The organism is Haloarcula sp. CGMCC 1.2071 (assembly GCF_037078445.1).
Lineage (GTDB): Archaea > Halobacteriota > Halobacteria > Halobacteriales > Haloarculaceae > Haloarcula > Haloarcula amylolytica.
In genome coordinates, this window is the sequence record NZ_JAYMGY010000001.1 from 376,741 (window position 1) to 395,111 (window position 18,371).

General features: G+C 65.4%; 23 protein-coding genes. 16 read left to right on the forward strand and 7 right to left on the reverse strand.

Annotation, left to right across the window (positions count from 1 at the left end):
* Positions 1 to 99: 99 nt before the first annotated feature.
* Positions 100 to 444 (reverse strand): tRNA-binding protein, encoded by a 345-nt coding sequence (locus VI234_RS01875; protein WP_008312635.1) that lies wholly within the window; start codon positions 442 to 444, stop codon positions 100 to 102.
* 51 nt (positions 445 to 495) lie between these two features.
* Here VI234_RS01875 and VI234_RS01880 point away from each other — a divergent pair, with 51 nt between their 5' ends.
* Positions 496 to 1,206, forward strand: a complete 711-nt coding sequence (locus tag VI234_RS01880) for a sugar phosphate isomerase/epimerase family protein (protein ID WP_336329098.1) — start codon at positions 496 to 498, stop codon at positions 1,204 to 1,206.
* Positions 1,207 to 1,415: 209 nt separating this feature from the next.
* A complete protein-coding gene (dnaG, locus tag VI234_RS01885) occupies positions 1,416 to 2,753 on the forward strand; it encodes a DNA primase DnaG (RefSeq protein WP_008312637.1) in 1,338 nt (445 codons plus the stop codon).
* Here dnaG and VI234_RS01890 read toward each other — a convergent pair.
* Together VI234_RS01890 and VI234_RS01895 are read right to left on the reverse strand one after the other, a co-directional pair.
* Positions 2,750 to 3,166 (reverse strand): GNAT family N-acetyltransferase, encoded by a 417-nt coding sequence (locus VI234_RS01890; RefSeq protein WP_008312639.1) that lies wholly within the window; start codon positions 3,164 to 3,166, stop codon positions 2,750 to 2,752. The genes dnaG and VI234_RS01890 overlap by 4 nt on opposite strands.
* Positions 3,163 to 4,521: a DUF92 domain-containing protein gene (locus VI234_RS01895; protein ID WP_008312641.1), complete on the reverse strand. Its 1,359-nt coding sequence runs from the start codon at positions 4,519 to 4,521 to the stop codon at positions 3,163 to 3,165. The genes VI234_RS01890 and VI234_RS01895 overlap by 4 nt, the downstream gene beginning before the upstream one ends.
* A gap of 95 nt (positions 4,522 to 4,616) precedes the next feature.
* Here VI234_RS01895 and VI234_RS01900 point away from each other — a divergent pair, with 95 nt between their 5' ends.
* Positions 4,617 to 5,225, forward strand: a complete 609-nt coding sequence (locus tag VI234_RS01900) for an undecaprenyl diphosphate synthase family protein (protein WP_049943071.1) — start codon at positions 4,617 to 4,619, stop codon at positions 5,223 to 5,225.
* Between the two features lie 4 nt (positions 5,226 to 5,229).
* Here the strand turns inward: VI234_RS01900 and uppS are convergent, their stop codons facing one another.
* On the reverse strand, positions 5,230 to 6,156 hold the full coding sequence (gene uppS, locus VI234_RS01905; protein ID WP_336329099.1) for a polyprenyl diphosphate synthase: 927 nt from the start codon (positions 6,154 to 6,156) through the stop codon (positions 5,230 to 5,232).
* Between the two features lie 115 nt (positions 6,157 to 6,271).
* On the opposite strand from uppS, the gene VI234_RS01910 reads away from it, so the two are divergent.
* The 3 genes from VI234_RS01910 to VI234_RS01920 all read left to right on the forward strand — a co-directional run bounded on the left by VI234_RS01910 (position 6,272) and on the right by VI234_RS01920 (position 7,249).
* Positions 6,272 to 6,466, forward strand: coding sequence for a cold-shock protein (locus VI234_RS01910; protein ID WP_008312646.1), 195 nt, complete (start codon positions 6,272 to 6,274; stop codon positions 6,464 to 6,466).
* A gap of 2 nt (positions 6,467 to 6,468) precedes the next feature.
* Positions 6,469 to 6,663: a cold-shock protein gene (locus VI234_RS01915; RefSeq protein ID WP_004591449.1), complete on the forward strand. Its 195-nt coding sequence runs from the start codon at positions 6,469 to 6,471 to the stop codon at positions 6,661 to 6,663.
* A gap of 175 nt (positions 6,664 to 6,838) precedes the next feature.
* A complete protein-coding gene (locus tag VI234_RS01920) occupies positions 6,839 to 7,249 on the forward strand; it encodes a DUF5778 family protein (RefSeq protein ID WP_008312649.1) in 411 nt (136 codons plus the stop codon).
* 5 nt (positions 7,250 to 7,254) lie between these two features.
* On the opposite strand, the gene VI234_RS01925 is transcribed toward VI234_RS01920, so the two are convergent.
* Positions 7,255 to 7,545: a DUF7577 domain-containing protein gene (locus tag VI234_RS01925; RefSeq protein ID WP_336329100.1), complete on the reverse strand. Its 291-nt coding sequence runs from the start codon at positions 7,543 to 7,545 to the stop codon at positions 7,255 to 7,257.
* Between the two features lie 100 nt (positions 7,546 to 7,645).
* Between VI234_RS01925 and ahbB the strand changes: the two genes are divergently transcribed.
* The 6 genes from ahbB to VI234_RS01955 all read left to right on the forward strand — a co-directional run bounded on the left by ahbB (position 7,646) and on the right by VI234_RS01955 (position 12,244).
* Complete coding sequence (gene ahbB, locus VI234_RS01930) at positions 7,646 to 8,701, forward strand: siroheme decarboxylase subunit beta (RefSeq protein WP_336329101.1); 1,056 nt, start codon at positions 7,646 to 7,648, stop codon at positions 8,699 to 8,701.
* A 46-nt stretch (positions 8,702 to 8,747) separates the two neighbouring features.
* Complete coding sequence (locus VI234_RS01935) at positions 8,748 to 9,395, forward strand: precorrin-2 dehydrogenase/sirohydrochlorin ferrochelatase family protein (RefSeq protein WP_008312655.1); 648 nt, start codon at positions 8,748 to 8,750, stop codon at positions 9,393 to 9,395.
* Positions 9,392 to 10,738, forward strand: coding sequence for a glutamyl-tRNA reductase (hemA, locus tag VI234_RS01940; RefSeq protein ID WP_336329102.1), 1,347 nt, complete (start codon positions 9,392 to 9,394; stop codon positions 10,736 to 10,738). Before VI234_RS01935 ends, hemA begins: the two co-directional genes overlap by 4 nt.
* Positions 10,739 to 10,779: 41 nt before the next feature.
* A complete protein-coding gene (locus tag VI234_RS01945; RefSeq protein ID WP_008312658.1) occupies positions 10,780 to 11,058 on the forward strand; it encodes a 4a-hydroxytetrahydrobiopterin dehydratase in 279 nt (92 codons plus the stop codon).
* A gap of 10 nt (positions 11,059 to 11,068) precedes the next feature.
* Positions 11,069 to 11,488 carry an LWR-salt protein gene (lwrS, locus tag VI234_RS01950; protein WP_049943083.1) on the forward strand — a complete coding sequence of 140 codons (420 nt, stop codon included), beginning with the start codon at positions 11,069 to 11,071 and terminating at the stop codon, positions 11,486 to 11,488.
* A gap of 108 nt (positions 11,489 to 11,596) precedes the next feature.
* Complete coding sequence (locus tag VI234_RS01955; protein ID WP_008312662.1) at positions 11,597 to 12,244, forward strand: HAD family hydrolase; 648 nt, start codon at positions 11,597 to 11,599, stop codon at positions 12,242 to 12,244.
* Here the strand turns inward: VI234_RS01955 and VI234_RS01960 are convergent.
* Positions 12,232 to 13,158, reverse strand: a complete 927-nt coding sequence (locus VI234_RS01960) for a molybdopterin-binding protein (protein WP_008312664.1) — start codon at positions 13,156 to 13,158, stop codon at positions 12,232 to 12,234. The two genes, VI234_RS01955 and VI234_RS01960, sit on opposite strands and share 13 nt — an antisense overlap.
* 111 nt (positions 13,159 to 13,269) lie before the next feature.
* On the opposite strand from VI234_RS01960, the gene VI234_RS01965 reads away from it, so the two are divergent.
* From VI234_RS01965 to VI234_RS01975, 3 genes are read left to right on the forward strand one after another with little or no spacing between them, the layout of a single operon-like run.
* Positions 13,270 to 14,046 (forward strand): GIDE domain-containing protein, encoded by a 777-nt coding sequence (locus VI234_RS01965; RefSeq protein WP_336329103.1) that lies wholly within the window; start codon positions 13,270 to 13,272, stop codon positions 14,044 to 14,046.
* 49 nt (positions 14,047 to 14,095) lie between these two features.
* Positions 14,096 to 14,452: an Hsp20/alpha crystallin family protein gene (locus VI234_RS01970; RefSeq protein ID WP_336329104.1), complete on the forward strand. Its 357-nt coding sequence runs from the start codon at positions 14,096 to 14,098 to the stop codon at positions 14,450 to 14,452.
* Between the two features lie 18 nt (positions 14,453 to 14,470).
* Positions 14,471 to 16,189 (forward strand): ABC1 kinase family protein, encoded by a 1,719-nt coding sequence (locus VI234_RS01975; RefSeq protein ID WP_336329105.1) that lies wholly within the window; start codon positions 14,471 to 14,473, stop codon positions 16,187 to 16,189.
* A gap of 20 nt (positions 16,190 to 16,209) precedes the next feature.
* Here VI234_RS01975 and VI234_RS01980 read toward each other — a convergent pair whose 3' ends face one another.
* Entirely contained in the window at positions 16,210 to 16,737 is a 528-nt protein-coding gene (locus VI234_RS01980) for a GNAT family N-acetyltransferase (RefSeq protein WP_008312672.1), read from the reverse strand.
* Positions 16,738 to 16,955: 218 nt separating this feature from the next.
* On the opposite strand from VI234_RS01980, the gene VI234_RS01985 reads away from it, so the two are divergent.
* Positions 16,956 to 18,371: a sulfatase-like hydrolase/transferase gene (locus tag VI234_RS01985; protein ID WP_008312674.1), complete on the forward strand. Its 1,416-nt coding sequence runs from the start codon at positions 16,956 to 16,958 to the stop codon at positions 18,369 to 18,371.

Sequence of the window (18,371 nt, forward strand, 5' to 3'; positions counted from 1 at the left end):
GACAAACTAGCCGCTAGCGATACTAATGGGTAACGAACCTTCACCCAGCCTCGTTGAAGAACAATCGTCTTCAATACGTCCGAGTCACAGAGATCGCTTTCAATACACGCGCGTCCCGGGTTCGACCTCCCGCTCGGGCGTCAGGTGGACGACACCGTCCTCGCTGTCGACGCCGGTGACCAGGCACTCGCTCTCGAAGCCGGCGATAGAGACTGTCCCGAGGTTGACGACAGCGACGACCTGCGAGCCGAGCAGGTCCTCCGGATCGTACACGTCGGTCAGTCCCGCGGCGGACTGGCGCGTCTCGTCGCCGAAATCCACGTCGAGTTTGTACACGTCCTTGCGGGCTTCGGGGAACGGTTCGACGTCGACGATTTCGCCGATACGCATCTCTACGTCTTCGAGGAACCGCGCGGGGTCGATCTCTGTTTCAGTGAATCCCATGCCCGCCGGTAGTATGTCCAGTTATTTCACGACAGCGTTCGCAGCAACGGTATGCAGACAGCGATCCAGCTCTGGACGCTCCGAAAGCTCCAGGAGCCGCTATCGGACGTACTCGACCGTATCGCGGCCGCCGGCTACGACGGCGTGGAGTTCGCCGGCATCGGCGACCCGGGCGCATCCCGACGCGCGCTCGACGAGGCGGGGCTCGGTATCGCCGGCGTCCACGTCCAACTGGAGGACCTGCAGTCCGATTCTCGCACCGTTGAGAATCAGGCCCGGACGCTCGACGCGCCGTACGTCGTCCTCCCGTATCTCGACGACGACCACTTCGCGAGCGGGCGCGCCGTCGAGTCGACCGCGACGCTGCTCGGGATGCTCGACGCGGAGTTCGACCGACCCCTGCTGTATCACAACCACGACCACGAGTTCGTCCCGCTCGGGGACGGTACCGCCTTCGACGCGCTCGCCGACGGGACGACGATCGGCTTCGAGTTCGACGCTGGCTGGGCGCACGCGGCGGGCCAGGACCCCGTCGCACTGATTCGGCGGCTCGACGGGCGCGTCCCAGTCGTCCACCTCAAGGACATGACCGAGGACGGGGAGCCGACCGCCCTCGGTGACGGCGTCGTCCCGCTTCAGGCGGTGGTGGATGCGGCCCGCGAGGCCGGGACTGAATGGCTCGTTTTCGAACACGACGACCCCGAGGACCCGGTCGACGCCATCCAGGCGGGTATCGACGGTATGCGCCCGTTACTGGAGTGAGTGGCCGACCTGTCGGAGGAGAGATGTTCCACACGGGCAGTGTCGGCTCGCTGCTCAACTGAGGCAATGTCGGCTCGCAGTTCCACCGAGCGATGGTTTGTCCTCCACCGACTCGCGTGCGCAAGGTTATTCCGCTGTACTTCCCAACATCAGTATAGTGACAGCAGTCCGTCGGAACAGCGTTCGAGGGGCTGGAAAACAGGACAATCATGCAAGATACGGCGAAATATCTGATACATGCCGACATCACGGCGGCGGGAGTCGTCGAGCGGAGCGACGTCGTCGGCGCGGTGTTCGGCCAGACGGAAGGGCTACTCGGCGACGAACTGGACCTGCGGGACCTGCAGGACTCGAAGAAGGTCGGCCGCATCGACGTAGAGATACGCTCTGAGGGAGGACAGTCCTTCGGCGAGATAACCGTCGCAAGCGGCCTCGACAGAGTCGAGACAGCGATTCTCGCAGCGGCGTTAGAGACCATCGAACAGGTGGGGCCGTGTCGCGCCGAGATCGAGGTCTCCGAGATAGAGGACGTACGCAGCGCCAAGCGGCGCGAAGTCGTCGAGCGCGCGACAGAACTCCTGAACGACTTCGAGGAGAAGTCGATCCAGACCGCGGACATCGTCGAGACGGTCAGACAGCAGGTCCGGGTCGCCGACGTGACCGACTACGAGGGACTCCCGGCCGGCCCGCGGGTGGCCGACTCCGACGCGATTGTCGTCGTCGAGGGCCGCTCGGACGTGATGCAACTGCTCAAGTACGGGATCAAGAACGCCGTCGCAGTCGAGGGAACGGACGTCCCCGACGCCATTGCGGACCTGACGGCCGGCCGGACGGTGACCTCGTTCCTCGACGGTGACCGCGGCGGGGACCTCATCCTGAAGGAACTCGCGCAGGTCGGCGACGTGGACTACGTCGCCGTCGCACCCACCGACAAGTCCGTCGAGGACCTCTCCCGCAGCGAGGTGATGTCGGCGCTCCGGGACAAGGTGCCGTACGAGACAGTCGCAAGCGCCAAGAGCCTCGACAGCATCCGCGAGGAGATGTCCCATCCCGGGGAGTCGACGACCGCTGACGGCGGTGCCGTGGCGGCCGCGACGTCGGAGGACACCACAGACAGCCAGCCTGCGCCCGGTCCGCAGGCCGGGTCGGCCCAGGCCGAAACGACCGAGGGGGCGACGAGTGTCGCGGACAACTCGAACGCAACCGCTGTGGCGGATGCCGCAGCCGACGAGGAGTCGACCGAAAGCGGCGACGGACCGACCATCCCCTCGCTTTCGGACCACATCGAAGCCGTCATTCAGAACCACAGCGGGACGGCCAGGCTGGTCGACGAGGACGCGACGCTGCTCGCTGAAGGCGACGCTGATACCGTCGTCTCGCTGCTTGCAGCCGCTGAGGCCGTTCCCAAGACCGTCGTCATCGATGCCGACTGCACGCAGAAGCTCCTCGATGTCGCCGCCCAGCGCGGCGTCGATGTTGTCGTCGCCGCCGGCCACGGCGAGTACGTCAAACAGCCGACGGCCGTACAGGTTCGCATCGAGGACTAGAGTTCGCGAACGAGCAACACACCGTCGCCGTCGTCGTAGTGGTCGGGTAGTTCGTCGGCGACAGAGAACCCGAAGCCGTCGTAGAACGAGCGTGCCCGCTCGTCGTCCGCGCGGGCGGTGAGTCTGATCGTCTCGAACTCGCCAGCGCGGAGCCTGTCCAGCAGCCCGTCCATCAGTGTCGTCCCGAGGCCCTGCCCCTGTTTGCCGGGCGCGATAGCGAACTCCGCCAGGTACGCGACCGGATGGTCCGGCACGACGAGCGCGTAGCCGAGCGGTTCGCCGATGTCGAGGACCAGCACGAGCGGCGGGCCGTCGATTCCGACGCCGAGGAGCCCCGGCCACGGCTCGTCGAGCGCGTTCGTCTGGATCGCCCGGAGACGGACCTCGTCTTCGGGGCGGGCCTCGCGGATCATAGGAGGCCGACGGCCAGCACAACGCCGGCACCGGTCAGCGCGGCTGCCAGGGTCGCGAGCATATTGACGCCCTGATTGCCGACGACCGACCCCTCTACGGTCGCACCCAGCAGGCTGTCGACGGTCATGCCGACCAGTCCACACAGGAGGATGACGCCGCTGCCGACTGTGCTGATGTCCTGCGTGAGCGCGGCGATGCCGGCGATGATGCCCGCGCCGACGGCCCCGGCGGCCACGCCCTGCCAGGTGACGCCGCCGTCAGTGCCCGGCTCGACGGGTTTGAGCGTCGTAATGAGCCGCGGGTTGTCGTAGAGCCCGCCGAACTCGCTCGAGAACGTGTCGGTCATTGCGGCGGCGACGGCCCCGGCGAAGGCATAGAAGAACAGGAGCGGGTCGACGGCGATGTGGCTCGGACTCGCCGCCGCGGCGACGACGGCGAACAGCGCGACGATGGAGTTCGCGAGCACGTTCCCGCTCCCGCGTGCGCCCTCGTTCTCCTCGGCGATGCCGCGGTCCAGTTTCTCCTCGTAGCGGAACTTCGTCGAGAGGCCACCGAGCGCGAAAAAGGAAATCAGCATGGCGAACCAGCCGAAACCGCCGAGCACGATGGTCAAAAAGGAGAGGAGAACGCCGGTGAGCATCCCCGGGAGGGACGCCGTGTCGAGCGCGTAGGAGAGATAGCCGAGCAGCACTGTCACGGCGAGCGCGATGACGACGCGTTGTGCCGTCACCGACGGGTCGAGTTCGAAAAACAGCCACAGCAGCAGTCCCACCGTGAGCATCACGAGCGGGTCGTCCCGTTCGAACAGGACCGAGCGAAGCAGGGCAGCGACGAACGCGCCGCTGGCGGCGAGAAACAGCACGAGTGGCATGTCGACGGCGGCCGCTCCCTCGCCGACGGCGGCCTGAATCCGCGTTCCGAGCACCTGTCCCGCGACGCCGGCGACGAAGCCGACGAGGACAAAGCCTGCGGTTGCGACCACCTCGTCGGAGCGGACGGTGTAGGCGAGTCGCTGGCCGAGGTTCCCGTAGGCGACGACGACGACGACGCCGACGAACACCGGCACCGGTAGACTGAATCGGACGGCAAGCAGCGCGAGCCCGGCGGCGGCAAGCGAGAAGGCCGCCAGGCCGTACAGTTTCCCGTCCTCGTAGTCGCCGGGGCGCGCGAACAGGTCGAACAGCCGCGAGTCCTGCCCGATGACCGTCACACCGAGCGCGGCGACGAGGACGAAGGGTGCGATAGCGGCGACAGTCGCGAGTTCGAGCGAGCGAAAGCCCGTTGCGGCCGGGACGGCGACCGCGAGGGTCCCCACGGCGGCGAACGCGCCTGCCCGACGGACTGTGCCAGTCACGTCCCACCGGTATCCCCGAGAGGCACTTACCCTTTCCGAACTGCGGAGGCGACGGTACCGTGAGATTTACTGGGGCTGTCAGCATACCGGCGGGCGTGGGACTATACGACCGATATCTCGCGATGCGCGTTCGGCGCAGCGACGCCGACCTGCCCGAGACGGTCGCGCTGGTGATCACCGAGCGGGACCTCCTGGGAGACGGTGCATACCGGACGTTAGAGCGGTTCTTCGACTGGGCCGTCCAGTACGGGACCGACACAGTCGTCGTCTACGTGAGCGTCCTCGACGAGGAGGCGATTCCGACGCTCCAGCGCGAACTCGAAAGCGTCACTGCGCCACGGGAGATAGCGGTCAGAGTACCGGACGACGAGACGACGGCCGACGCCCCGATCCAGATTTCCATCGGCCTCGGCGGACAGTCGGAGTTCGCGACGGCCGTCCAGAAGCTCGCGGAAGACGTCGACGAGGGGTCACTCGACCCGGCCGACATCGACGAGGCCGCGGTCGAGGAGCATCTCGTCTTCCCGACCGACCCGGATCTGGTTATCAAGACCGGGGCCGAACGGCTCTCGGATTTCATGATCTGGCAGTCCGTGTACTCGGAACTGTACTTCACCGACGTGAACTGGCAGAACTTCAGACTGCGGGATTACCTGCGGGCATTGCGGGATTACCAGGAGCGCCAGCGTCGGTTCGGGCGGTAAGAGGTCAGTCCGCGAGGTCGTACTCTTCGTCGAGTTGCTCGCGCTCGGTACTCGGGAGCGCGTCCCGGAACCGTCCGAGCATCCGTTTGGCCGTCGGCAGTTCCGACTGCTCGATGGCACGGACCAGCGCGAGCGACCGCTCGGCACGGGTCGTCCGCCAGGACTGCTCGCGGTTCTGGTACGTCCGGATCGCCCGCAGGAAGTCGACTTTCCGAAACTCGGGCCAGTAGGGGGTACAGAAGAACGTGGCGGCCTCGTTGCCGTTGGCGTGCCACGGCAGGAAGTTCGAAGTGCGTTCGTCGCCGCCGGTCCGGACGATGAGGTCGACGTCGCGGGTCGGCCCCTCGTAGAGCCGCGCTTCGATAGTCTCCGCGGAGACATCCGTCGGGTCGAGAGTGCCGTCTTCGACGGCGGTGGCGACGTTGCGGGCCGCGCCGAGCAGTTCGGCCCGGCCGCCGTAGGCCAGCGCGATGTTGAGGTTGAGCTGGTCGTACTGGGCGGTTCGCCCTTCAGCGTAGTCGATAGCGTCTCGGACCCGCTCGGGTAGCATCTCCGTCTCGCCGATGGCGCGGATACACACACCGGCCTCGTGGACCCGGTCGGCGTCGGCAAACGTCCGGAGCTTCTGTTCGACGAGGTCGAAGATGTGTTCGCGCTCCTCGGGGTCGCGATCGAAGTTCTCCGTCGAGAACGTGTACAGCGTCACCTCACGAACGCCGAGTTCGTCGCACCAGTTCAGCAGCGCCTCCGTCGTCTGGGCCCCTTCCCTGTGGCCCTCCTGCTTTTTTTCGCCCTGCTTTTCAGCGTACCTTCGGTTTCCGTCCATAATGACTGCGACGTGGTCCGGCGTCCCTGACAGTTCCCACTGGAGCAATCGCTCGTAGGCCGCATATCCCAGTCGCTTCCCCCTCGATAGCATCGTTGTATACATTTCAACCACTCAATAAGGGCTTTGTGGAAGGGACCGGGTACAGTTATTTCCCTCCTAATCTGGCGAAATATATGCGCATAGTTTTAATATACCCCGGCTTAACGTTCAAATTGCAATGGCGACCGGTACGGTAGACTTCTTCAACGACACAGGCGGTTACGGGTTCATCGATACCGAAGACTCCGACGAGGACGTCTTCTTCCACATGGAGGACATCGAAGGTCCTGACCTCGAGGAGGGGCAAGAAGTGGAATTCGAGATCGAGCAGGCCGACAAAGGCCCGCGCGCGAAAAACCTCACGCGGCTGTAACCATGGCGACAGGCACTGTAGACTTCTTCAACGATACGGGTGGCTACGGTTTCATCGAAACCGACGATGCCGACGAAGACGTGTTCTTCCACATGGAAGACGTCGGCGGCCCGGACCTAGAAGAAGGGCAAGAAGTCGAATTCGACATCGAACAGGCAGACAAAGGCCCGCGGGCGAAGAACCTCACGCGACTGTAAGCGAGAACGGCTCGCTTTTCAACGGGTTCGCGACTGACCGAGCGGCGCTACTCGGCAGCGCGTGGGTTCCCACCGCTGTCGCTGTGCCGCCTCTCGGACCGAATATCTTCGGGTAGAGCCCGACCAGCGCTTGGAATCCGAAGTGTCTTAGGGACAGCAACACCGACCGCATGGTATGAGCGAGGCCGACGCACTCGACGACGACCTTTACCGCCGGACCAAACAACTGCTTGAGCCCGGCGAGATTCAGCTCAACGGCGCTGTCGTCCACACGGAGTACGACGGCAGCGACGAGATCGAGATGATGCAGGCCACCATCGAGGTCGGCGAACTCATCGCCGAGGGCGCGGGCTTGGACCCGAAGGACACGTACGTCTACTCCGGTAGCGACGATCCGGAGTTCGCGTCGAACCAGCATCAGGGCCTCACGCTGGACGACGAAGAGTTCGTCTGGGAGTGCCAGCAGCTCCTGCGTAACAGTTCCTTTGACCTGGTGTTCTACTACGAGGCCAGCGCCGACCACGACGGCATTCTCGAAGCTATCGAGGACGCTGGCTACGCGGTAACCGGTGTCGAAGGCGAGTAACCGCGTCAGTCGCCAGTCGCCAGCCGTTCCTGGCAGTTGTGACAGTAGGTGTAGTCGGGGCCGTTCGCTGCGCCACAGATGCGACAGGTCGTGGCCTCGACGGCGGCCTGTTCGAAGTAGGCGTTGAGCTGGCCGGTGTCGCGACCGTTGCGTCGGCCGCTGAACTGCTCGACCAGCGTGCCGTGTGCGGCGTAGTCCATGAGCCGAAACATCAGTACGAACCACAGCGGCACTCCTATCAGGACGAACAGGTAGACCAGCAGCCGGACCGCCAGTTCGGCTGTCGAGATTGCCACATGTGAGCTAGGGGCGGAAGGGGGTAAAACGCTCCGACGACCCGGACATGGTACCGGCTGTCCCGGACTGTTTTTATTCGCAGGCCCCCCAGATTCGGGCATGAGCGAAGACCTCGGGACGGTAGACCGGGCGGTGTTGAACGCCTTCCAGGGCGGCTTCCCGGTCGTCGAACGGCCGTTCGAACCGGCCGCGGCGGCCCTCGCCGACCACGGCGTCGACATCGACGCTGACGAGCTGTTGACGCGGGTACAGGACCTCGACGATGCGGGTGTGCTCACGCGGTTCGGGGCACTCATCAACGCCGAAGCTATCGGCGGCACCGCCACGCTTGTCGCGACCCACGCCCCCGAGGACAGCTACGACGACCACGCCGAGATGATAAACGCACACCCGGAGGTCGCGCACAACTACGAGCGCGAGCACCCGCATCTGAATATGTGGTTCGTTCTCTCGGTGGCCGAGGAAGGACGGGTCGAGGAGGTCCTGGCCGAGATCGAGGCCGAAACCGGCGAGGAGACGTACAACCTCCCGAAACAGCAGGAGTTCCACGTCGGCGCGAAGTTCCCCGTCGAGGGGCCACAGACCCAGGCCATCGACTGTTCTGATCTGGGGCCGGACGTGACGCCGACCGACAGCCAGTCCCTGACCGCCGACGAACTGGACCTGGTGCTGGCGATTCAGGACGGCCTCCCGGTCACTGCCACGCCGTACGCCGACGTGGCCGACGAGATCGACGCCGATGTCGACTGGGTTCTGGAGACGATACAGCGGTTCAACATGGAGGGGAAAGTCCGCCGCGTCGGGGTCATCCCGAACCACTACGCGCTGGGCTACAGCGAGAACGGGATGACCGTCTGGGACGTCCCCGACGAGGTCATCGACGAGGTCGGCCCGGCTATCGCCGAGTTCGACTTCGTGACCCACTGCTACGAGCGGCCGCGTCACGACGGCGTCTGGCCGTACAACTTCTTCGCGATGACCCACGGGCGAAGCGAGGCGGAGAGTCAGGAGCGCATCCAGCAGGTCCGCGACCGGATGGCCGACCACTGGGACGTGTCCGAGGACGACTGGGACACGCTGTTCTCGACGCGCATCCTGAAGAAGACGGGTATCAGGCTGGACGAACGAGCGCGGCAGAACACAGAGACGGCGTGACCGTGTCCGCTTGGTGTAGCAGCGCCAGATCAGGAGGGGAGCACCGATGATTCCGCTGATGCACGACTTCGAAGGCGAGACGGTACTCGTCGTCGGCGGCGGTCCGGTCGGCGCGCGCAAGGCCCGAACGTTCGCCGCGGAGGCGAGCGTCGTCGTCCTCAGCCCCGAGTTCGCCGACCGGGCGTTCGCGGACGCGGAAAAGGTCCGGGCTGCCCCGACTCCTGAGGACGCCACAGAGTGGGTCGAGCGGACCGACCCGGCGCTGGTCGTCGCCGCGACGGACGACTCGGACCTGAACGACGCCTTCACCGCGGCTGCCAAGGACCACGGCGCGTTCGTCAACCGGGCCGACGACCACGGCGACCAGTCGTTCGGCAACGTCGTCGTTCCGGCGACGGTGCGGGACGACCCGGTGACGCTGGCGATTGCGACCGGTGGGCGCGCGCCGGCGCTGTCGAAACACCTCCGCGAGCGTTTCGAAGACGAGTTCGGAAACGCCGGTCTGATGGCGGAACTCGCCGGCGACCTCCGTGAGGACCTGCGCGATCGGGGGGTCCCGCCGACCGAACGGCGTGACGCCGTCAGGTTCGTTGTCAGGTCACGGGAAGTTTGGAAGGCTTTAGATAGTGGCAGGTACAAGGGAGAGCAAGTAGCTAGAGACGTGATCGGAGAGTTACCTGGTGATCAAACGTGAGAGGGGACACTGGTGCAATCGTTGGGGTCTGTATCTCCCATGAGCGCGCGAGCGTCGACCAATTAGAGACCGCTGCGGCGGACAGCGAGCGCCACGCCGTCGAATCCCTGCTCGCCAACCCCGCGGTCGAAGAGGCGATTGCGCTGCAGACGTGTAACCGTACCGAAGGGTACGTCGTCGTCTCTGATCACGCGGACGGGCTCGACGCACTCGAACTGTTCACCCGCGCCGTGCCCGAAGATGTCGTCGTCGAGATGGGTCACGAGGAGAGTCTCCGCCACTTGCTCCGGGTAGCGGCCGGGCTCGAATCGATTGTGCTGGGCGAGGACCAGATCCTCGGCCAGCTCCGGACCGCCTACGAGACCGCCCGCGGCGTTGGCGGCATCGGGCCGATGCTGGAAGACGGTGTCACGAAAGCGATTCACGTCGGCGAGCGCGCCCGCACGGAGACGAAGATCAACGAGGGTGTCGTCTCGATTGCCTCCGCCGCGGTGCGCCTTCTCAAACAGGAGAGTTCGCTGGCGGACGGGACCGCGCTCGTCGTCGGGGCTGGCGAGATGGGCCAACTCGCTGCGGATGCGCTCAGCGAGGAGGTAGACCGGCTGCTCGTGGCCAATCGGACAGTGCCACACGCCGAGCACGTCGCCGAATCGGTCGACATCGACGCCAGCGCGGTTGCGCTCGACGGCATCGAAGCGGCCGTCTCCGAGGCCAGTGCCGTCATTTCGGCGACGGGAAGCGGCGACCAGGTGTTCGATATCGGGACGTTCAGCGACGTTGGCGAGGTTTCTATCGTCGACATCGCACAGCCGCGTGACGTCCCGGCCGGGGCGGACCGACTCCCGTCGGTGACGGTGTACGACCTCGACGCGCTGGAGTCGGTGACCGCCGAAACGCGCAACAAGCGACAGCGAGCCGCGGAAGCGGTCGAGCGCATCGTCGACGAGGAGTTCGACCGCCTGCTCACGCAGTACAAGCGCAAGCGCGCTGACAGGGTCATCTCGACGATGTATGAGAGCGCCGAACAGGTCAAGGCAGCCGAGATAAACAGCGCGCTCTCGGCGGCTGACTTCGACGATGACCAGGCGGAAGTCGTCGAAGCGATGGCCGACGCCATCGTCTCGCAGATCCTCGCCGCGCCGACCAAGAGCCTCCGCGACGCCGCGGAGGAGGACGACTGGTCAACGATTCATACGGCGCTCCAGTTGTTCGACCCGGACTTCGGCGGCCCGGACCAGGCCACCCCGCCCGAGTTCACCCAGGGCATGTCGGTCGACGACATCCCCGACGGCATGCGCGACGAGATCCCGAACGCGATGCTCGACCGGCTCTCCGACGACTGACCACGCCCACCTTTTTGCCCACGCCGCCCGACGTAGCCGATATGGCAGACCTGCTCTCTGATGCAGAGATTAGCGACCGGCTACCCGAGGAGTGGACCCGCGACGGCGACGAAATCGTTCGCGTCTTCGAGTTCGACGGCTATCTGGACGCGTCGGGTTTTCTGAGCGCCGCGGCCGGCCTCGCTGAGGACGCGTGGCACCACCCGGAGATGACCATCCGCTGGGGCGAGGTCGAAGTCCGACTCACGACCCACGACGCCGGTGGCATCACCGAGAACGACATCGACCTCGCCGAACGGCTGAACGGCATCCACGACTGACGGTGTGACCGTGGACACGACCGACGGACTCGCTTCGCTCCGGCCGACCGAGCCCGACAGCGCGACCGCACGATACGTCTTCCGGGTCGAAATCCGACTGGAGCCGGACGCGGACGGGCTGTGGACCGACCCCGACCGGTTCGAGACGACGCTGTACCGGGCGGCTGACGATCCGGGGACCAGCGGGTGGCTGTTCTTCCGTGACACGCTCTGGCGTGGCGAACTCGCTGACGAACCGCACTTCCGTCGGCTCGTCGCGGACGAACTCGGCTGTCCGGTCGTCTCGGCGTCGTTCAGCGAACTCCGGACTGACGAGGCGTATTTCGACGCGCTGAAAGCCGAAATCGCCGACGACCTGGCCCTGTTCAACGCCGACTCGGTCAGCGAGGTGCTCACCAAGTACCTCGGCAGTTCAGTTCGTGTGGCGTGAAACGAACTGTCGCTTCGTAGTCAGTGTCTATAGCGGCGTTATACGCAGCAAAACTAGTCGTAGGGCCCGAAAGACTTTATTAGCGAATCCCCAATAATTGTACCCCTCATGACCACCGACTACGACTTCTGGCTGTTCGACCTCGACGGAACGCTCGTCGATATCGAGCCAGCGTACCCCCGGAAAGTGATGGGTGCCGTCGGCGACCGCCTCGGCGTCGAGTTCACGGACCGGGAGCGGGATGCGCTCTGGTACGGTTTCGGTGGAACACGGTCACAGACACTCGCAGAGCGCGATGTCGACCAGCAGGAGTTCTGGCGGCTGTTCCACGAGGAGGAAGACCCCATTGCCCGGGCCGAGGCGACGTATCTCTACGACGACGCCGAGCAGTTCCTCGCCACCCTCGATACACCGGTCGGGCTGGTCACGCACTGCCAGCAGTACCTCACCGAACCGGTGCTCGATCACCTCGACATCGCCGACTGGTTCGAGACGGTCGTCTGCTGTGACGACGACATCGGCTGGAAGCCCGACCCGAAGCCGGTGGAACTGGCGATGCGGGAGATGGACGTCTGGTACAACGGCCACCGCGGCGTGCTCGCCGGCGACAACCCGTCAGACATCGGCGCGGCGTGGAACGCCGGTCTCGACGGCGTCCACGTCGGTCGCCGGTCCCCCGCAGAGACGGGTCGGTGCGTGCGTGGCGACCGGCGCGTCGCATCGCTGCTTGACCTGACCTCGTCTCAAGGGAGGTAGTCCCAGTTTTCCACCCTGACGGTCGTCCCGGCATCGATACCAGTTTCGTCTGCAGGCACGGATACCCAGCCGTCGGCTCGGGTCGCCGTGGCGAGGTCAACGCCGGGTAGCGGCGTCGCCGTCCCGTCGCTCACGGCGACCGGAGTAAACGTCCGGACCGCGTCCTGACTGTCGACCTGCTCCGCCAGCGTCGCTCGTGTCTCCGGATGCGCAGACAGCGGTGCATCGGCAAACGCCTTCAATAGCGGACGAAAGAGTTGTACCGCGCCGACGCGGGCTGCACTCGGCGACTCCGGCAACAGCAGGACTGGGCGGTCCTCGACGACGGCGACTCCCGTCCGCTGGCCCGGGTCGATATCGACGTAGTCGGTGAACACCTCCCCGAGGTCCGCAACGACCTCTCGAAGCGTGTCCCCCGGCTCGGTCCCGGTGATGACGAGCGCATCACGGGTGAGGTCGCGCTGGACGGCCATCCGGAGCGCCGGTGCGTCGTCGGCGACGGGGTCCCGGTAGGTCACTTTCCCGCCCCACCGGTCGGCGTACTGCGCCAGCGTGAACCCCGCTGTCTCGACCTCGCGGGCCGCGCTGGCAGCCGCTCGGAGTTCGTCGCCCGTCGGTACGATTCCGACCTGTGGTCGCTGGCGGGCGAGCAGTTCGGAGACGCCGCTTGCCCGCAACAGTCCCACATCGCCGGGCCGTACCTGATGCCCCTGCTGGAAGACGGTGTCGTCGACCGAGATATCCGCCTCTTCCACGGGTTCGTTCGCCGTCGCATCTGTCGCCAGCACTCGTCCGACAGCGACGGACAGCGGAATCCTGTCTGTCCGGTCGACGGGGACAGCGAAGCTACCGAGCTGTCTGCGGGCAGTCTCCAGCGCGAGCGACTCGGCCTCCGACGGCGGGGAGCCAGCCATACCCTTGCTAGTGGGTACTGTGGCAAAAACGCCCCGAGTGGCCACGGCCCATCAGTCACCGGTCCACATGGACTGGGAACGCTTTTGTTCGGTCCGACTCGGAGTGGCCGTATGGTCCTCCCGCAACTGGTCGCCATCGTGTTCCTGGTCATCGGCGGCTTCGTCCTCCTCCGCGGTGGCCGGGAACTCCGAACGGTGTTTCACATCCTCCGTAACGATCCAGTCCCGGTGCGCTCGCTCGACGGGCACTCCGGTCCCGTCGAAATCACCGGCACAGCTGTTGCCGACGAGGACGCCGGAACCGTCACGGCTCCCTTCACCGGCAGCAAGTGTCTGGCCTACACCTACGAGGTCGAGGAGTATCGGTCGTCGAGGAAACACTCCAGTTGGGAGACGCTGGACGAGGGGCAGGCCGGCGTCGACTTCGTTGTCGACGACGGGGGCGCTCGCGTCCGCGTGAATCCCGACGGAGCGGACGTGCGGTTCGAATCCCAGTCAGTGACGGTGTCCCCCGGGACTGAACTCCCCGAGCGCCTGGCCGACTACGTCGAGCGGACGGAGGGCGTCGAGGCACAGGACGGGTCCGTGAACCTGCTCGTGACGGAGATCAGCCTGGGGAACAAGCAGCGCTTTACCGAGCGCCGGCTGGACGTTGGCGAGGACGTGTACGTCTACGGCCAGGCGATGCGCGGCCCCGCATCGGAGTGGGGAAGCAATCTGGTCGACGCCGTCGTCGGGGACGGCGACGGGACGCCGGTGTTCGTCATCTCCGACACCAGCGAGCGTGGCACGGCCCGACGGATTGTTCGGGGCGCTATCGCTGAAACTGTGTTCGGACTAGCGGCTGTCCTCATCGGTGCTGCCGTCCTCCTCTCCGTACCCCTGTAGAGTAGCAGAGACCGTCGGGTTTACCACTGCGTACCACTTAGACAGGCGTATGCCAGCCCTGCGTGAAGCGCTTCGGGACCTTCCCGACGCCGTGTTCGCGGACGTGCTCGAATCCGAGGACGAATACCTGCTCGTGCTCGACCTGCCGGGCGTGACCGCGGAGACAATCGACGTGACCGTTGAGGGGGGCCGCCTTCGTATCGACGGGCAACGGACCAAGGACGTGCCCGGGGAGTTCACGTTCGTCCGCGAGGACCGCTCCGTGTTCCTCGACGCCGAGCTCCCGCTCCCGCCGGACACGACCGGGCAGGGCGGGGAGGGGACCGTGGAAAACGGCGTCCTCGAACTCCGCCTGCCGAAGGCGACAGCCACACCGAGTACTACAATCCCGATCGACGGGGACTGACCCAGAGGTGGCAAGCCGGTGAACCTTCGCGCGTACTGGCGGTTCCTCGTCGTCGCTCGCCACTTCCTGCCCCTGTTGGTCGCGTACGCACGAGACCGAAAGCGGTTCTTCGTGGTCGGCTCGTCTCGCCGTGTCACGCCTGAACAGCGTCGCAAACGTGCACAGCAGCTGCTCGACTCGCTGCTGACGCTCGGCCCGACGTTCATCAAACTCGGACAGATACTCTCGACCCGCCCGGACGTCCTGCCACCGGAGTACATCGAGGAGTTCTCCAAGTTGCAGGACCGCGTGCCACCGGCGGACTGGGACGAGGCACAGGTCGTCATCGAGGACGAACTGGGCTCTGTCGACGACCGCTTCGACGAGTTCGAGACAGAGGCGATAAGCGGCGCGTCGCTCGGTCAGGTGTATCTGGCGGAGGTCGACGGCGAGAAGGTCGCCGTCAAGATTCGCCGCCCCGGCATCGAAGCGCTTGTCGAAGCCGACCTCCGGGTCGTCCGCTGGTCGCTCCCGCTGTTGATGTATTTCATCGACGACTCCCGGTCGTTCTCGCTGGAGACGCTGGCCGACGAGTTCTCGAAGACCATCCGCGAGGAGATGGACTACCAGCGAGAGGGCCATATGCTCACCGAAATCCGGGAGAACTTCAGGGACAACGACCGCATCTGTATCCCCAAGGTCAAGGAGTCCCACTCCACGCGGCGCGTCCTGACGATGGAGTACGTCCCCGGTACGAAGATCAACGACATCGACAGCCTCGACGCGGGCGGTATCAACCGGACGGAACTGGCTGAGACGCTCCAGCGGGCGTACCTCCAGATGATCATCGACGACGGCGTGTTCCACGCTGACCCGCATCCCGGAAACCTCGCCGTACAAGACGACGGGACGCTCGTCTTCTACGACTTCGGGATGTCCGGCCGGGTCGACCCGTTCGTGCAGGACAAGATCATCGACTTCTACGCCGCCGTCGCCGACCAAGACATCGACGCCATCCTCGATGCCCTCATCGAGATGGGGACGCTCTCACCGGAGGCCGACCGGCAGGTGATGGGCGACGTGATGGAACTGGCCATCGCCGACGCTCGCGGCGAGGACATCGAGCAGTACCGCGTCCAGCAGATCATTCAGCAGGTCGAGGACACCATCTACGAGTTCCCGCTTCGGCTCCCGGCGAACCTGGCGCTCGTGTTGCGCGTCGCCACAGTCGTCGAAGGTGTCTGTGTCACCCTCGACGAGGATTTCGACTTCATCGGTGTCGCAACCGACTATCTCCGCGAGGAGGGGTATCTCGCCGAGGGCGTCCGGAACTTCGTCGAGGACCGGGCGACCGAAGTGTCCGACGCCGCCCGGTCGGCCGTCCGAATCCCGCCGAAACTGGAGTCCGCCCTCGACAGAGTCGAGCGGGAGGACTTCCGCGTGCAGGCCGACATCGAGGACTCCGACGGCCTGCTCGCGACGATGACCAAGCGGCTCATCCTCGGGATGTTGCTTGCGAGCACGCTGTTCTCGACGGCGTTCCTCTACACGCAGGCGTCGCTGCCGGCCACCGGTGTCGGTATCGCCGGAACTGTCGGCCTGTCCCTGGCGCTGTGGTGGTCGTTCCGTTCGAAGAAGGCCGTCCGGGCCAAGCCGCAGTTCACGCGACAGAGCATGCGCGAGCAGGACCGGGAGAGCCCGGGCGGGCTCAACACCTCCTTCGGCGAGGACACCGACGACGCCTACAGCGGCGACTGAACGCCCATCCGACTGTTGGGTCAGAGCCGTTTTTCGAAGTGGACGAGTTCGTACTCGCCCTGCGTCGACCGGCCGACCTCCTGATACCCCTCGTCGCGGTAGAACGCGACCGCGGCGGGCTGGCTCTGTGACGTCGTCGCAAGCAGGACCTCGTAGCCTCGCTCGGCCACTTGCTGTTCGAGTTGGCCGAGCAGGCTGCGACCGTAACCGCGCCGCTGCCGGGACGGGGCGACCCGCATCCGGTGGAGTTCGGCCGCGCCGGGAACGGTGCGCTCGTCCGCGTGGCCGACCTCGTTCGGGAGGAACCCGCCCATCGCGGCCAGGCCGCCGTCGAACGTCTGTGGGAGTTCGTCGTCGACGGCGGGCACGACGCCGACGAGAAACGCACCGCCGGTGTCGAAATACCGCGTCTCGATGTTTTGCAGGTCCGACGTGCCGGGGATGTCACTGGGGTCGTTTCCGGTCGCTCGTATCGCGCGCTCGTGGAGACGCCAGACAGCGTCGGCGTCTCGGTGGTCGTAGGACCGAAACTGAATCTGGTCGGTCATCGAACACGTCCGAAATAGTCATTGTCGGAGAAGGGTTTAGTTCTACCTTATCAGAGTATGGTTCTATTATAGCCGTCTGAATTTATCCGGAACGTTCAGTATTCAGTGTCTGGTATAGGGGGTATGAGAGAATTCGGTGGTACGCACTGGGCGCAAACCCCAGTTTGTGGACGCGATACGTCGGTACTATTACCGTTGTGGGGGAGTGTGGGCCGACAATGACGGCGCCGGCAACGAACAACGTGGTGCTGGTCACGGTTGACTCGCTGCGGGCGGACGCACTGGGTGGTACTGACAGCGTCTCCCCAGTCCTGGACTCGCTCGCTGAGTCGGGCGTCGTCTTCGAAAACGCCGTGGCACAGGGGAACTGGACGCCGTTCTCGTTCCCGTCCATCCACGGCTCACGGCCGGTGTTCGCGGAAAGCGAGGACATCGGTCTGGCGTCGACGCCGACGCTGGCCGAGCAGGTGTCCGATGCCGGTATCGAGACGGCAGGGTTCAACGCCGCCAACGGTTTCCTCACCGACCACTGGGGGTACGACCGCGGGTTCGACGAGTTCGAGCCGTTCGTCGACAGCGGCGGCTACAGCAAGTATCTGGCGGCTCACCCGACGATTCAGGCATGGGTCCAACTGGGGACCTCGCCGTTCCGTCGTGCCGCGACCGTCCTCAGCGGCGGGTCCGACGAACGGCCCTTCGCCGACGTGTCTCGGATGGGCGACCTCGAAGACCACGCCACCGAGTTCCTGAAGGCGACCGACGGACCGTTCTTCCTGTGGGTCCACTACATGGACACACACACGCCATACGTGCCGGCCCCGCGGCACATCCGCGAGGTGTCGGACAACCACTTCGGTGTCCTCCGAATGCTCACCTCCCACCTCCGAACCGGGCTGGGCTGGGAAGTCGACGACCGGACGCTGGAGACGCTCCGGACGCTGTACGAGGCGACGGTTCGGCAGGTCGACGCCAGCGTCGGTCGGTTACTCGACACCCTCGAAACAGAGGGCCATCGCGACGATACGGCCGTCGTCGTCGCCGGCGACCACGGCGAGGAGTTCCTCGAACACGGCCATCTCGCCCACTACCCCAAGCTCTATCGGGAACTCATCGACGTTCCCTACATCGTCTCGACGCCGGACAGCGAGGGCCAGTCGGTCGAGACCCCGGTCGGCCTCGACACGATCGCGCCGACGGTGTGCGATCTGCTGTCGCTCACGCCGGCGGCGGAGTGGGACGGGGCCTCCGTCGCCCCGGCGATCCACGGCGCGGGTATCGAGGACCGCGGCCCCATCGTCTCCGCAGCGGTCCGGGGCGAGAGTGTGACCAGCCAGCCGATCCCGCGGAGCCGCGCGGACGGGGAACTCCTCCTCAGCGCCCGCGACGAGCGATACACGTACATCGAGTTCACGGAATCGGGGCGTCAGGAACTGTACGACCGGACGAACGATCCCGAAGAGCAGGTCGATCTGTGTTCGGACTCGGCGGACGCCCCGCCTGCGACCGTCCTCGACCGGCTCTCGGATGCAGTTGCCGAACACCTCGCAGAACTCGATAGCGACGGGACCGGTACTGAAAACACCGAGGCATCCGACGAGATAACAGCACGGTTAAAGGCGCTCGGTTATCAGTAA